At 58.6% G+C, this 12,964-nt stretch carries 14 protein-coding genes; 10 read left to right on the plus strand and 4 right to left on the minus strand.

What is annotated here, in order from left to right:
• The first annotated feature begins 81 nt into the window (after positions 1-81).
• The 8 genes from TSACC_RS10235 to TSACC_RS10270 all read left to right on the plus strand — a co-directional run bounded on the left by TSACC_RS10235 (position 82) and on the right by TSACC_RS10270 (position 7,794).
• On the plus strand, positions 82-1,197 hold the full coding sequence (locus tag TSACC_RS10235) for a transporter substrate-binding domain-containing protein (protein ID WP_075079207.1): 1,116 nt from the start codon (positions 82-84) through the stop codon (positions 1,195-1,197).
• Between the two features lie 92 nt (positions 1,198-1,289).
• On the plus strand, positions 1,290-1,820 hold the full coding sequence (locus tag TSACC_RS10240; protein WP_075079208.1) for a NuoI/complex I 23 kDa subunit family protein: 531 nt from the start codon (positions 1,290-1,292) through the stop codon (positions 1,818-1,820).
• A gap of 40 nt (positions 1,821-1,860) precedes the next feature.
• Positions 1,861-2,352: an NADH-quinone oxidoreductase subunit J family protein gene (locus tag TSACC_RS10245; RefSeq protein WP_075079209.1), complete on the plus strand. Its 492-nt coding sequence runs from the start codon at positions 1,861-1,863 to the stop codon at positions 2,350-2,352.
• Positions 2,349-2,672 carry an NADH-quinone oxidoreductase subunit NuoK gene (nuoK, locus tag TSACC_RS10250; RefSeq protein ID WP_075079210.1) on the plus strand — a complete coding sequence of 108 codons (324 nt, stop codon included), beginning with the start codon at positions 2,349-2,351 and terminating at the stop codon, positions 2,670-2,672. The genes TSACC_RS10245 and nuoK overlap by 4 nt, the downstream gene beginning before the upstream one ends.
• The gene (gene nuoL / locus TSACC_RS10255; protein ID WP_075079211.1) at positions 2,672-4,480 is read left to right on the plus strand and encodes an NADH-quinone oxidoreductase subunit L; all 1,809 of its coding nucleotides are present in this window, start codon (positions 2,672-2,674) and stop codon (positions 4,478-4,480) included. Before nuoK ends, nuoL begins: the two co-directional genes overlap by 1 nt.
• Entirely contained in the window at positions 4,477-5,940 is a 1,464-nt protein-coding gene (locus TSACC_RS10260; protein WP_075079212.1) for a complex I subunit 4 family protein, read from the plus strand. The genes nuoL and TSACC_RS10260 overlap by 4 nt, the downstream gene beginning before the upstream one ends.
• Positions 5,937-7,385 (plus strand): NADH-quinone oxidoreductase subunit N, encoded by a 1,449-nt coding sequence (locus TSACC_RS10265; RefSeq protein WP_075079213.1) that lies wholly within the window; start codon positions 5,937-5,939, stop codon positions 7,383-7,385. The genes TSACC_RS10260 and TSACC_RS10265 overlap by 4 nt, the downstream gene beginning before the upstream one ends.
• 61 nt (positions 7,386-7,446) lie before the next feature.
• Positions 7,447-7,794: a hypothetical protein gene (locus TSACC_RS10270; protein ID WP_153811385.1), complete on the plus strand. Its 348-nt coding sequence runs from the start codon at positions 7,447-7,449 to the stop codon at positions 7,792-7,794.
• Between the two features lie 96 nt (positions 7,795-7,890).
• Here TSACC_RS10270 and TSACC_RS10275 read toward each other — a convergent pair whose 3' ends face one another.
• Together TSACC_RS10275 and TSACC_RS10280 are read right to left on the minus strand one after the other, a co-directional pair.
• Positions 7,891-8,343, minus strand: coding sequence for a dihydrofolate reductase (locus TSACC_RS10275; protein WP_075079215.1), 453 nt, complete (start codon positions 8,341-8,343; stop codon positions 7,891-7,893).
• On the minus strand, positions 8,340-9,134 hold the full coding sequence (locus tag TSACC_RS10280; RefSeq protein ID WP_075079216.1) for a thymidylate synthase: 795 nt from the start codon (positions 9,132-9,134) through the stop codon (positions 8,340-8,342). Before TSACC_RS10280 ends, TSACC_RS10275 begins: the two co-directional genes overlap by 4 nt.
• A gap of 101 nt (positions 9,135-9,235) precedes the next feature.
• Here TSACC_RS10280 and TSACC_RS10285 point away from each other — a divergent pair, with 101 nt between their 5' ends.
• A complete protein-coding gene (locus TSACC_RS10285; protein ID WP_075079217.1) occupies positions 9,236-10,015 on the plus strand; it encodes an MBL fold metallo-hydrolase in 780 nt (259 codons plus the stop codon).
• Here the strand turns inward: TSACC_RS10285 and TSACC_RS10290 are convergent.
• Together TSACC_RS10290 and TSACC_RS10295 are read right to left on the minus strand one after the other, a co-directional pair.
• Positions 10,008-10,871 carry a YIP1 family protein gene (locus tag TSACC_RS10290; protein ID WP_075079218.1) on the minus strand — a complete coding sequence of 288 codons (864 nt, stop codon included), beginning with the start codon at positions 10,869-10,871 and terminating at the stop codon, positions 10,008-10,010. The two genes, TSACC_RS10285 and TSACC_RS10290, sit on opposite strands and share 8 nt — an antisense overlap.
• A gap of 58 nt (positions 10,872-10,929) precedes the next feature.
• Positions 10,930-11,220 carry a hypothetical protein gene (locus TSACC_RS10295; protein WP_075079219.1) on the minus strand — a complete coding sequence of 97 codons (291 nt, stop codon included), beginning with the start codon at positions 11,218-11,220 and terminating at the stop codon, positions 10,930-10,932.
• Positions 11,221-11,360: 140 nt separating this feature from the next.
• On the opposite strand from TSACC_RS10295, the gene TSACC_RS10300 reads away from it, so the two are divergent.
• The gene (locus TSACC_RS10300; RefSeq protein ID WP_075079220.1) at positions 11,361-12,947 is read left to right on the plus strand and encodes an FAD-dependent monooxygenase; all 1,587 of its coding nucleotides are present in this window, start codon (positions 11,361-11,363) and stop codon (positions 12,945-12,947) included.
• Positions 12,948-12,964: the final 17 nt, after the last annotated feature.

The following is a 12,964-nucleotide window of genomic DNA, read 5'->3' on the forward strand; positions in this document are numbered from 1 at the left end:
AGATGAGAAGTTTTTCCGTTAGCTCCACAAGTTTCGCCTTCCAGTCTACGGGGAGACCTGATCGAAGAAAGGAAGAATGCCGTGAGCCGATACCTCTTTTTCTCTGCGTTTTCCTTCTGCTGCCTGATCAACTCCGCCCTGGGGGCCGATGCACCTGTCGCCACGCCGACCCCGACTCCCTCTCAACCCATCAAGGTCGCGGTGATCGACCGCCCTCCCTTCGCAATGAAGGACAAGGACGGCGAATGGACCGGGCTGTGTGTCGAGCTGTGGGAAAACATCGCGAGCGAGCTGAATATCCCCTTCGAGTATCACGAGACGGACCTTGAGCACATCGTCTCGGAGATTGCGGACGGCAAGTTCGACATCGCCATCGGTGAGATCGGCGTCTCCGCTGAGAGGGAGCGCGAGGTGGATTTTACCCAGTCCTTTCTTTCCTTCCCGTCTGCCGTGGCGCTTAACCGACAGCGCGGCACCGCCCTGATGACGGGTTTTTTCTCGGAAATGTCCCAGCATGGCGTGATGTCAGTCGTTTATGTCATGCTTGGTACTCTGATGGTCTTCAGTCTGCTCCTGTGGCTCGTCGAGCGCGGGGTGCATAGCTCCCATTTCGGCGGAAAGCCGATCCATGGCTTTGGTTCCGCGCTCTGGTTTGCCGCCGTCACCATGACCACGGTCGGCTATGGAGACAAAACTCCTCAGACGCCGCTCGGTCGCTTCCTCGCCTTTCTCTGGATGTTCTTTGGTATTTTACTGGTGAGTGCGTTCACCGGCGCCTTTGCCTCGAGTCTCACGGTTTCCAGGTTGAATTCCGACGTGACGCGGCTGAGTGATCTTTCCCGCTATCGGACCGGAGTGCTGGAGGGTTCGCTTGGGCACGGTGCGCTTTCCGCCATGGGCATCACCGTGGATACCTTCAAGACGCCGGAGCAGGGGATGAGCGCACTCGCTGAGGGACAGATCGGGGCATTCGTTACCTCCGAGGCGACCCTGCGGTATCTGAATCACTTCAAATATGGAGATCGCTTCGAGGTCGTCCAGCTCCCGACGACCAAGGTGTCCTTTGCCATGGCGGCCCGGCAGAATTTCCCCCTCCTGCGCGAGATCAATATCGCGCTGGTCGCCGAGACCACCCGGCTCGAGTGGGAAAATGATGTCCAGCGATGGCTGGGGCCGCCTCCCGGTTCCGGAAACTGATTTCTCACCTCGAAGAAATAGGCCTTTGCCCGACAAGTTCCGCATAAGAGCTTGCGTGCAGGTCGCAATCTCTACTACCACAATTCACACGCATGGCACTCGTCGTCCAACGTCCCAAATTGACTCTCGCCGAGAAACTCTACCTTCCGTCGATCATCGCCGGTCTGCTGGTTACTCTCAAACACTTGCGCAAGGTGGTCACCGGCAAGACCAAGGTCACGATGCAATATCCCGAGGAAAAGTGGGACAGTCATTTGCCCGACTGGTATCGCGGCGCGCCCACGCTCGTGGCCGACGAACATGGCAAGGAACGCTGCGTCGCCTGCCAGCTTTGCGAATTTATCTGTCCCCCCCGGGCCATCACGATTCATCCCGAGGAAATCCCCGGTGATACGAAATGGGCCAAGGTTGAAAAGCGCCCGAAGGAATTCGAAATCGACATGATCCGCTGCATTTATTGCGGCCTTTGCGAAGAGGTCTGTCCCGAGCAGGCAATTTTCCTCCAAAAGGATTACTCCATCACCGGTTACAGCCGCGCGGAGATGAAGCACGATAAGAAAAAACTCTACGAACTCGGCGGCATAAAGACCGGCCTCGTATACAAGTGGAACGAAAAAAAGTAGCCGAGCTAACTGCCGGTTGTTAGAAACTTTGCCGCTAAATATGGAGGTCGCTCTATTTTGGATTTTCGCCGCGCTGATGCTGGGCTTCGGTGCTGCGGTAATCTTCCTCAAAAGTCCCGTCTCGAGTGCGTTGAGCCTCGTAGTTTCCTTCCTTGGGCTCGCCGCCCTGTTCCTTCTGCTTGATGCCTTCTTTATCGGCATCATCCAGGTCCTCGTCTATGCAGGCGCGGTCATGGTGCTGTTCCTATTCATCATCATGTTGCTGGACTTGAAGACGGAGCGCGCTCGCAAGTTCAACATTCCCGCCATGATCGGCGGTTTGATGGTGGTCGTCGGGTTCATTGCCTTGCTCGTCAAGCTTCTCGCGGGATTTGATATCGCCAAGCCCGCGCTCGCCCGTCCTGTGAATGACGTGGCTGCGGTAGGCATGCTTTTGTTCAGTGATTACAATCTGCCATTCCAGATTATCGGTGTGCTCCTCCTCGTTGCGACGGTGGGAGTCGTGCTGCTCAGCCGCAAGGAGTTGAAATGACCCTCACGCTCGGCCACTTCCTTCTTGTCAGCGGACTTCTCTTCGCGCTCGGCCTTGCCGGTGTGATGCTGCGCCGCAACATCATTGTCATCTTTATGTGTCTGGAGATGATGCTCAACGCGGCGAATCTCTCGCTCGTCGCTTTTTCCCGCTTTCGGCCTCCGATCGACGGCATGCCCGATTACAATGCCCAGATTCTGGTGTTCTTCATCATTACCGTCGCAGCCGCCGAGGTCGCTGTCGGTCTGGCTATCATCGTGGCTCTCTTCCGTGCCAAGCAAACCGTCCATGTCGAGGACCTCAATAGCCTGAAATTCTGATGAGTACGTCCCTCGCACCCTGGATCATCCTCTTCGCCCCCCTCGTTGCAGCGACGCTGATCCTTTTCTTCGGTAAATACTCCAAGCCCCTGAGCGCCGGGCTGGCCATCGCCGCCGCCGCCCTCGGAGCTTATCTGAGTTGGACGCTCTTTCTTTCGCATGAGCCCATCGAGGCGGCGAAGTTTACCTGGCTCAGCCTGCCAAACTTCACCGTCGAGATCGGTGTCACCATCGATCAATTGAGCAAGGTGATGCTCCTCGTCGTGACGAACATCGCGACCCTCGTGTTTATCTACTCGATCGGGTACATGGACCACGAGGAGGGGTACTGGCGCTATTTCGGCGGTCTCGCCCTGTTCCTTTTCTCGATGCTTGGCATCGTGCTCGCCGATAACCTGGTGATGATGTTCATCTTCTGGGAGCTCGTCGGTGTCAGCTCCTATATCCTGATCGGTCATTATTACAGCAAGGACTCTGCTGCGGATGCTTGTAAACAGGCGTTTCTGGTCAACCGTATCGGTGATTTTGGCTTCATGCTGGGCATTTTGTTCGTCTGGCTTGCCACCGGCTCGATTGTCTTCAGTGAAATCTTTGCCAAGATCCCCGGAGCGCAGTTCGCCGGTCCCGCGACTCTGACCATCGGCGCGATCCTTCTATTCTGCGGTACCGTTGGCAAATCCGCCCAGCTTCCGTTGCATGTCTGGCTGCCGAACTCGATGGAGGGCCCGACACCGGTCTCCTCGCTCCTGCACGCCGCCACGATGGTGGCTGCCGGTGTGTACATGCTGGCTCGTATTTTCCCGCTGCTCCTCACGGTCGACATCGCTCGCGATGTCATTGCCTGGGTGGGTGGCATTACCTGCTTCGTGGCGGCTCTCATGGCTACCCAGCAGAATGACATCAAGCGCATCCTCGCTTACTCGACCATCTCCCAGCTCGGGTACATGGTTCTGGGAGCGGGTGTGGCCTCGACCGCCGATGTGCCGATGTTCCACCTCTTTACGCACGCTTTCTTCAAGTGCTTGCTCTTCCTTTGCTCTGGCTCGGTCATCCTCGGGATGCACCATGAGCAGGACATCTGGAAGATGGGTGCACTGAAGAACAAGATGCCCCTTACACTCCTGTGTACCCTCATCGGTCTGCTGGCGCTTTCTGGCTGTGAGTTCTTCAGCGGTTTTTACAGCAAGGACCTGATCATCGCCTGGGCGGTGGAGAAACAGCCCTTCCTCGGCTGGCTCTCGGCGGCTGCGGCTGGTCTGACTTCCTTCTACATGTTCCGCCTCTTCTTCGTGGTGTTCTTCGGCAAACCCCGGAGCGATCACGCCAAGCATGCCCACGAGTCTCCTGCGGTCATGATCATCCCGATGCTTCTCCTTGCGATCCCCGCTTGGATTGGCGGCTACGGCTTCATCGAGCATCCTTTCTTCCCGAATATCGAGCACCCGCATCATGTGCCGGAGATCCTGCATTACGTGTTGCTCGCTCTTTTCCTTGCCGGTGGTATCGGAGGTTTCCTCCTCTACTTCAAGGCGGACAAGGACCCGCTAAATATCCCGTTCTTTGCCAACCGCTTCTACATCGACGACCTGTACGCATGGATCGTCAAGACCTTCCAGGACGGCCTTGCCTGGGTTAGCGCCTGGGCCGACCGCTGGATCGTCGATCTCATCCTGGCTCGCGGTACGGCTCTCGCCGCTGTGGTCTTTGGCCATGTGCTGAGGTGCCTGCAAATTGGCAACATTCAAGCCTACGCCTTCTTCTTTGGCGCGGGCGTGGTTGGTCTCCTTTACTTCCTGATCGTTCGATGAACCTGCTGCTTGCTTCAATTCTCATTCCCGTCCTTGCCGCGATCCTCGTCATCGCGGGCTTCAATGCGCGGCGGACGGCGATCTTCGCAGCGGCGCTCAACTTTCTGCTTACGCTGGTCATCGTCGGCCAGTTTAAGCAGGACGGTGGTTATCAGTTCCTGCTCAGTGTCCCGGCGGTGCCTGCTCTCGGTATCAAGTTCTCGCTCGGCGTGGACGGTCTCGGCGTCGCGATGCTCTTTCTCTCGACGGCCGTCACCCTCGCGGCCATAGCCATCGCCCGTCCTCCGAAGGCAAATGTCTCGTGGTTCTACGCGAGCCTGCTCTTCATCTCCGCGGGTGCGGTGGGTGCGTTTGTCTCGGTCGACGCATTCTTCTACTACATGTTCCACGAGCTGGCGCTTGTCCCGACCTTCCTCCTCATTGGTATTTGGGGATCGGGAGATCGGCAGACGGCAGCTTGGAAGATCACCGTGTACCTCGCTTTTGGCAGCTTCGTCCTGCTGGTCGGCCTCATCGGCCTGTACCTGTCGCTGCCTGCTGGCAGTCGCACATGGGACTTCCGCGAGCTCGCTCAGGCGGCTCGTATCGGGACGCTCGCTCCGGCGCCGTGGGTCTACCTCACGTTGTTCTTCGGCTTCGGCATCCTGGTTTCGCTCTTTCCGTTCCATACCTGGGCGCCCCAGGCTTACGCCTCGGCTCCTTCGCCTGCCGCCATGTTGCACGCGGGTGTGTTGAAGAAGTTCGGTCTCTACGGTCTGCTCCGTCTGGTGACACCGATCTTCCCGCCAGCGATCACGGAACCCTTTAACAACCTGCTCCTCGTCCTTCTGCTCGGCAACATCCTGTATGTCGGTCTCGTGACGATCTCGCAGCGCAAGCTCGATCTCATGCTCGGTTACTCCAGCGTGATGCACATGGGCTACATTTTCCTCGGTATCCTGAGCTGGACCACGATCGGCCTCGCGGGTGCGGCTCTCATGCTCGTGGCTCACGGCCTCTCGATTGCTGCACTTTTTGCCCTCTCTGGCGAACTCCGCGAGCGCACAGGTACTCTCAAGTTCTCCGAGTTGGGTGGTCTGGCCCGTACAATGCCCAAGTTTGGCCTCCTGTTCGGTTTCGCTGCCATGGCTTCGATCGGCCTGCCGGGTTTTGCAAACTTCGCCGGTGAGTTGATGGTGTTCTTCGGCGGCTTTTCCGCTGGCAAGCCTGTTGTCGGACTCAACAATTTTCAAATCGCCACGGCCATCGCGGTCTGGGGTGTTGTGATCTCTGCGGTGTACATGCTCCGCGCCTACCGCCGCGTCTTTTTCGGTCCTCCGCTTGAGCGCTGGAAGGATCTTCCGGAAATCTCCACCCACGCCAAGATCTGCGTGGTCGGCCTGCTCATCCTCCTGCTCATCTTCGGCTTTGCTCCTCAGCTTCTCGTGAAATTCGTCCTTCCTGCCATCGTCCAGCCATGATTGTTCCCTACGCTCTCGAAATTTCCGTCGTCTGCGTGGGCATCTTCCTGCTCATGGTGGATGCATTCCTCAAGACTGACAAAACCACCATCGCCTGGACGGGAGTGGTCGTGCTCCTCGCGATTTTCGGCCTTACCTTTGCGCTGGGACCCATGCCCAAGGGTGTCATCCCGGAGGGGTTCTACGTACTCGATCCTACGTCGCTGTTCTTTAAGCGGTTTCTGCTGCTGGCGACGGTTCTTACGCTCATCCTCTCGGTCGACTACTCGCCGGTTTACCAAAAATTCGTTCCAGCGGCTTCTCCTCAAGCCGGTCTGGGTGAGTTCTTTACGTTGCCGGTTTTTGCCTGCGCAGGCATGATGTTCATGGTTTCGGCCAATGATTTCATCATGATCTTCGTCGCCCTCGAACTGGTGACGATTGCCTTTTACGTGCTCGTGGCGAGCATGCGGAAGAACCAGGGAAGCCTCGAGGCGGGCGTGAAATACCTGATCCTTGGCGCTCTTTCAACCGGGTTCCTCGTCTACGGCATCACCTGGCTCTACGGCATCACGGGTTATACCTCGCTGGAAGGCATTCAGAGCGTCCTTCCGCGCGTGCCTGAGCAGTATCAGCCCAGTGTGCTTTTCGGCCTCGGCTTGGTGCTGGTGGCGCTCGGATTCAAGGTTGCCGCCGTGCCATTCCAGTTCTGGGTGCCCGATGTCTACCAGGGCGCTCCCACTCCGGTGACCGCCTATCTTTCCGTCGCCTCCAAGGCAGCGGGCTTCGTGGTCTTGCTGCGGGTCCTTGAGCCGTTCGTCACCACTCCGGCCTTTCAGGTCAAAGTCTTCGGTATCCTGACGATTCTCGCTGCAGTGACGCTCGTTCTCGGCAACCTCGCCGCGATGTCCCAGCAGAATCTCAAGCGCCTTCTCGCCTACTCCAGCATCGCTCACGCCGGTTATCTGCTCGTGGCGGTGGCCAGTCTCTCGGCTCCGGGGGCCAGAGTGGCGATCGGGTTCTACCTTGGCGGCTATCTGGTGATGACCTTCCTCGCCTTCCTTGTGCTGCTGAATGTGGCCAAGGCCAGTGGCGGCGACGACATCCGCGATTTTAACGGCCTCGGCAAGCGCTCGCCAGTTCTCGCTCTTGGCCTGCTCATCGCCATGCTCTCGCTGGCTGGCCTTCCGTTCACCATCGGTTTTCTCGGTAAGTTCTTCATTTTCGAAGCGGCTCTCGCCAGTGGTCAGTACGTGCTCGTGGTCCTAGGTGCCATCACCGTGGCCTGTGGCTTCTACTACTACTTGAAGGTCGTGATGGCTATGTACTGGCAGCCCGCCGCGCCCAGCGCGACGAGTATCCAGGTAAGTCCCTTCGGGCACTTCCTGATTGGGCTTCTGGTCCTGGCGATCATTCTCTTTGGCATCTTCCCGCAGCCGCTCCTCGGTGCCCTGACGCACCTCTAGGCGGAGGCTCTTGCAAAAATCGTTCCCCCTTGGTGCCCGCGTCTTTCGTCTCCTTGTCCTGATGGGGTTCGTTCCCCATCTGGCAGGCAGCGCGATCTTTGGCATGGTCATGCATGGATGGACGGGAGCTTTGTTTCTGCCGCTCTTCGCCTTCTTCGGCTGGTTCCTCCTGCCGGTGCAGTGGGCGGTGTCGTTTACCCAGTGGATCCTCTTCGTAAAATACCGGAGGAGCTTCCCGTGGGTGACAGCGGCGCTGGCGGTCGTGGCCCCCATTTTGTTGGCATCGGTGGGCCGGCTTGAGTCAGACGATGGATTCGATGTCGCAATAGCGTTTGCCTCAGCAGGGGCGGCATCCGTGCTGGTGTCGGCCTGGATTCTCTGGCTGGAGTACCAGAACAGTGAGGACTGAGGGTCGCTGAACGGGCGGGGCAATTACGGACCAGCATTTCTGCGTGCTCCGAAAGGTTGCCTCCGGCCTCGGTTTGTATTGCCTGGAAATTTGCGTTTAGCGGCGGACGTATCGCTCCACGGTCATCCCGGGACTGGATATCACTGTCTCCCGGAGTGCGAAATCCTGCTCGAATGCCGGGAAATATGCGTCACCTTCGACCGGCTCGGGCAGTCGGGTGAGCAGAATCTCTCGGCATTTGGGTAGCAGGGCGGCATAGAGCTCGGCTCCGCCGATCAGGAAGATCTCACACCCTTTTGGCGCTGTGGGAATGCGGTCCAGATCATGCAGCACCGTCACGCCGGGAATGGCGATCTCCTGGCGCGTCAGCACCCAGTTTTCCCGGCCAGGCAGCGGCTTTCCGATGGAATCGTAGGTTTTACGCCCCATCAGGACGACATGGCCGAGAGTAGTGCGCTTGAAGAATTTCATGTCCTCGGGCAGCCGCCACGGGATAGTGCCAGCCTTTCCAATCACCCGGTTGGCCGCCATCGCAGCGATCGCGATCATACGGAGATAGGCGCCTTGATGGCCGGATGCGGATCGTAGCCTTCCAGGGTGAAGTCCTCGTAGCGGAAATCTCCGATCTCCTTCACCGCCGGGTTCAGTTTCATGCGGGGCAGGGGGCGAAAGTCGCGGCTAAGCTGTTCACGGGCCTGATCGAGATGATTTGAGTATAGATGCAAGTCGCCGAAGGTATGCACAAACTCTCCCGGCTGTAGGCCGCAGACCTGTGCCACCATAAGCGTGAGCAGCGCATACGAGGCAATGTTGAAGGGCACGCCGAGGAACAGGTCGGCGCTACGCTGGTACAGCTGGCAGCTCAACTCGCCATCCTGCACATAGAACTGAAACAATGCATGGCAGGGTGCCAGCGCCATCTGGGAAATCTCACCGGGATTCCAGGCTGACACAATAAGCCGTCGGCTGTCGGGATTTTTACGGATCTGGTCGATGACCTCTGCAATCTGGTCGATTGATTGCCCCTGGGAGTTGCGCCAGTCCCTCCACTGAGCGCCGTATACGCGGCCAAGGTCGCCATTTTGATCGGCCCACTCGTCCCAGATCGTCACCTTGTTCTCCCGGAGATAGGTGACATTGGTGTCTCCCTGCAGGAACCACAGCAACTCATGAATGATCGAACGGAGATGGAGCTTCTTGGTGGTGAGCAAGGGAAAGGTATCGCGCAGATCGAAGCGCTCCTGCGCCCCGAAAACCGAGTATGTGCCCGTGCCCGTCCGGTCGGACTTGTATTTGCCCTGTTCGAGGACGAGGCGGAGCAGGCGATGGTATTGCTGCATAGGCTTGAAAAGGATGCACGGTACTGCATGGGGAGGCGAAAGAAAAATCGCCGGAAAACCTGCTGGTCGTGGACAGGGGGAATTGCCGTATATTTGCCTCGATGTTTGAGGTTATCACCCTGGGAAGCGGCAGTGCTGGCAATTCCATGCTCGTGCGCGGCACCTCGAGCGCATTCCTGGTCGATGCGGGCCTGAGTGCGAAACAGCTTTCTGTCCGGCTTCAGGCCTGCGGGGTGCGTGTCGAGGACCTTTCGGGAGTTCTCCTCACTCATGAACATCAGGACCATTGCGGAGGGCTGAAGGTTCTCATGAACCGCTGCCGTTTCCCGGTGTATTGCAACCCGCTTACCGCTCGCGCCATGTCCGATGCTGGATTCCCGCATGCGAATTGGCAGCTTTTTCAGAACGGATGCGCATTCGCCTTGAGTGAGTTCACCATTCTGCCATTTCAGGTTCCGCACGATGCCTCTGATCCTGTTGGGTTTCGCATCTCTACTCGAGGGGCATGTCTTGGCGTATTAACCGACCTCGGCTACGCGACGCGTAACGTCTTCGATGTGCTCAAGGGCATCCATGCCCTGCTCATCGAGACGAATTACGACGAGGAGATGCTCCAGCGCGACATCCGCCGGCCATGGTCGGTGAAACAGCGCATTCAATCGAAGCACGGGCATCTTTCAAATACCGCAGCCGCCCGAGTGGTGGAGGAACTCCACGCGCCTGACCTGAGACATGTCATTCTTGGCCACTTGAGCAAGGACTGCAACTCCCCCGACCTGGCCGAAACCTGTGTACGATCCACCCTGGAGGCGCGTGGACGAGGAACCTCGGTTTATTGTGCCGGGCAGGACGTGCCGAGTCCGGCTTTTGCCCTTATTTAGGAAGCACCTGGGGAGCGAGTCCGATAACCAAAGCGGTCAGCCCGAGCATCAGCCCGCAGCAAAAAAGCATCGGGATGACGACGCCAATCGTTGCCTTGGCCGAGGAAACCTGGTGTGTCTCCCGCAGGGCGATCACCATCAGAATCGAGAAGGCGAAGAAGAACAGCGGACCCCCGCAGATGGGGATGAACTGGACGAGGGACGCCGTGCCCCCCGCGTAGCAAAACGCTCGGAATGTGGCTTCAAAGGGTTTGGTCGTGCCGCCTATCACCGAGAGCAGGCCATGAAAGATTGCCGCGGAAATCACGGTGCCGAGCATCACGAGGAGAGGGACAAGGGGAAGCACCGATGCCTGACTCCAGAGAAACTCCGACTGCGACATACCCTTGGGAATAGTCGGAGCGAGAGCCTCGGGGTTCACCTGCGCGAGCGCGACCCGGTAGAGGAATGCAACCCAGATTGTGAGGGTCGAAATGAGGGTGAAAAAAATCATCGGCCGCTTGTAGCCCGAGGTCGCAGATGAGGCGCGAAACGTCTGTACCGGCGTGGCAAAGATCTGCCGGAAAGTTTCAAACAAGGCTTTGAAGAAACCCAGCTCGCCCACCCGTTCCCAGGCAGGCTGGGGAATGTCTTCTTGTTTGCGCTCGATGATGGAAGGGAGAGACTCGAGCTCGGGCTCCGGGTCGGGAACCTCCGGGAGATTGTCAAACTCGCCCAATGGCTTCCAGGCATCCATGGGCTCCCGCCAGGCGAGATCAGACGCGAGGAAACGCCCGGTTTTCAGTCCTTCCGCGACCTCTTCCGGGGAAAACTGACCGAGGGGTTGCCTGTTGCGGGCGATGTGAATACGGAACATGAGACTGGGGCGGGGTTACACCAAGGACGCTGTGCGGTCAACCTTGAGCAGGCGGGGGCTAGTTCTTCTTGAGAAGCTTGCGGCTTCCCAAAGCGAGAAACAACCCGATGCCAAAGAGCAGGCATACGCTCCCGATTGCCATGGATATCGCGGGCTGGAGCGGAGAGTTCGCCGCCCAGGGATTGTTCTGAAGGAAATCCTTGGGCATGACGCTTGGCCACGCACAGCCGAGCACTCCGATGAGCAGGGAGAGGGTGGCGAAATAAGCAAAAGGCCGCACCAGATGGGAGGGGGCAAAATAGGCTGGAACGCAGAAAATGAGAATGAAGAGTACGTAAAGGTAATGCATGCCTCTGGTTGCTTACGGAAAATCTTTCGACTCGGCGAGCCTCTTTCTATGCGGTGGTGCAGACACATCATGGGGAAAAATGAAACGGTCGTGTGCGCGCAGTCTTGCTTCATCGGCCCGGTGGAGAGAAAACGTCTGGAATGAGTCAGACAACGTCGTCCCCTGCGGATGTCTTGATCGTGGGAGCCGGCCCCGTCGGCCTCAGCGCCGCCCTTTGGCTGGCGCAGGCCGGGGTGAAGGTGCGCATCGTGGATCGTCTCGCCGCTCCGATGCGACAATCCCGCGCAGCGATCATTCATTCCCGCACCTTGGAGCATTTCGAGAGAATGGGGATCGTGGAGGACTTTCTCTCGGCCGGGGTGAAGGTTCATGGCGTCAATGTCATGGGAGAAGGAAATACCACCCTGCTTCATCCCCGGCTGGACAAGCTGCCCACGGCGTACCCTTTCATGCTGGGGTTGGATCAGTCCCATACCGAGGCCATCCTGGCGCGCAGGCTGGCGGGCTGCGGCGTGAGGGTGGAGCGCGGGACGGAGTTTCTGGCCTATGATGAACGTGACGCGGCGGTGTCGGTGCGATTGCGCATCGCCTCCGGCGGGCTGGAGGCGGCCTCGTTCCGGTACGTGATCGGCGCCGATGGCGCGCATAGCGCGGTGCGGGCCGCCATGAAGCTGCAGCTCGAGGGGGAGACGCTGGATTCCGTCTGGATCACCGCCGATGTGAAAATCAGCTGGGAGCGGCCGCCGGATGAGCTGTTTGCCTATCTCGGACGCTCGGGGATGATCTTCATCGCCCCGCTCAATGACGATCGCTGGCGGGTGATTCTCAATGTCTCCGGCATGACCATGCGTGACGCGGAGAAGCTGGGCTTGTCCGAGATCGAGGCCATCATCCAGGATCGCTTTGGCTCCCGCATCCCGATGTACGATCCCGTGTGGATCAGCCCCTTTGGCATCAATACCCGGCTGAGTCCCGCGATGAAAAAAGGCCGGGTCTTCATCGCTGGCGATGCGTCGCATGTGCACAGTCCGGTCGGCGGACAGGGGATGAACACCGGTATCCAGGATGCGATTAATCTCTCGTGGAAGCTCGCCTCCGTCCTGCACGGAAATGGTGGAGAGGGCCTGCTGTCCAGCTATCAGATCGAGCGTCATGGCAATGCCCGCAAGCTGCTGGAGCGCGTGGGCCCCGCCACCCGCATGGCGGACCTGCATTCTTCTCTTTCCATCGAGGTGCGCAATCATCTCATCCGATTCGTCGGCCTCGTGGGCATGGACAATGCCATGGCCGAGACGGTGAGCATGTTGAATGTGGCTTACCGGGACAGCGCCATCGTGGAGGAGGGGCATCTGGGCTGGCTCAGCGGCGCTCCCCATGCGGGCGAGCGGGCACCGGAGGCCTGGGGGTTGCAGACCCGAAGCGGGGCGCACACCCGCCTTCATGCTCTTTGGAAAGGGGATGGCCGGTTTCAGCTCTTGATCTTTGGCAATGCCCTGGCTCCGGCAGATCTGCCGGGTTTTGTCCGGGTGATCCGCATCTTCCGCGAGGGCAATGCGGGCGATTCTGTGGTCATCGACCGCCGAGGCGAGGCTCATAAGGCCTACGCTGTCGGAAAGGATGGCGCCTGCTATCTCATCCGCCCCGACGGTATCATTTCCTACCGTGGGATTTCCTCTGATATGAGTTTGTTAATCAGGCATTTGGAGAGAAATTTTGGCACTGAGTGATGGCGATCCTGAGTCGC

The organism is Terrimicrobium sacchariphilum (assembly GCF_001613545.1).
Classification (GTDB): Bacteria; Verrucomicrobiota; Verrucomicrobiia; order Chthoniobacterales; family Terrimicrobiaceae; genus Terrimicrobium; species Terrimicrobium sacchariphilum.

Excerpts from the sequence above, each read along its gene's own strand:
- TSACC_RS10240 (WP_075079208.1), top strand. The coding sequence starts at position 1,290 with ATGGCACTCGTCGTCCAACGTCCCAAATTGACTCTCGCCGAGAAACTC.
- TSACC_RS10245 (WP_075079209.1), top strand. The coding sequence starts at position 1,861 with ATGGAGGTCGCTCTATTTTGGATTTTCGCCGCGCTGATGCTGGGCTTC.
- nuoK (WP_075079210.1), top strand. The coding sequence starts at position 2,349 with ATGACCCTCACGCTCGGCCACTTCCTTCTTGTCAGCGGACTTCTCTTC.
- nuoL (WP_075079211.1), top strand. The coding sequence starts at position 2,672 with ATGAGTACGTCCCTCGCACCCTGGATCATCCTCTTCGCCCCCCTCGTT.
- TSACC_RS10260 (WP_075079212.1), top strand. The coding sequence starts at position 4,477 with ATGAACCTGCTGCTTGCTTCAATTCTCATTCCCGTCCTTGCCGCGATC.
- TSACC_RS10265 (WP_075079213.1), top strand. The coding sequence starts at position 5,937 with ATGATTGTTCCCTACGCTCTCGAAATTTCCGTCGTCTGCGTGGGCATC.
- TSACC_RS10270 (WP_153811385.1), top strand. The coding sequence starts at position 7,447 with ATGGGGTTCGTTCCCCATCTGGCAGGCAGCGCGATCTTTGGCATGGTC.
- TSACC_RS10275 (WP_075079215.1), bottom strand. The coding sequence starts at position 8,343 with ATGATCGCGATCGCTGCGATGGCGGCCAACCGGGTGATTGGAAAGGCT.
- TSACC_RS10280 (WP_075079216.1), bottom strand. The coding sequence starts at position 9,134 with ATGCAGCAATACCATCGCCTGCTCCGCCTCGTCCTCGAACAGGGCAAA.
- TSACC_RS10285 (WP_075079217.1), top strand. The coding sequence starts at position 9,236 with ATGTTTGAGGTTATCACCCTGGGAAGCGGCAGTGCTGGCAATTCCATG.
- TSACC_RS10290 (WP_075079218.1), bottom strand. The coding sequence starts at position 10,871 with ATGTTCCGTATTCACATCGCCCGCAACAGGCAACCCCTCGGTCAGTTT.
- TSACC_RS10295 (WP_075079219.1), bottom strand. The coding sequence starts at position 11,220 with ATGCATTACCTTTACGTACTCTTCATTCTCATTTTCTGCGTTCCAGCC.
- TSACC_RS10300 (WP_075079220.1), top strand. The coding sequence starts at position 11,361 with ATGAGTCAGACAACGTCGTCCCCTGCGGATGTCTTGATCGTGGGAGCC.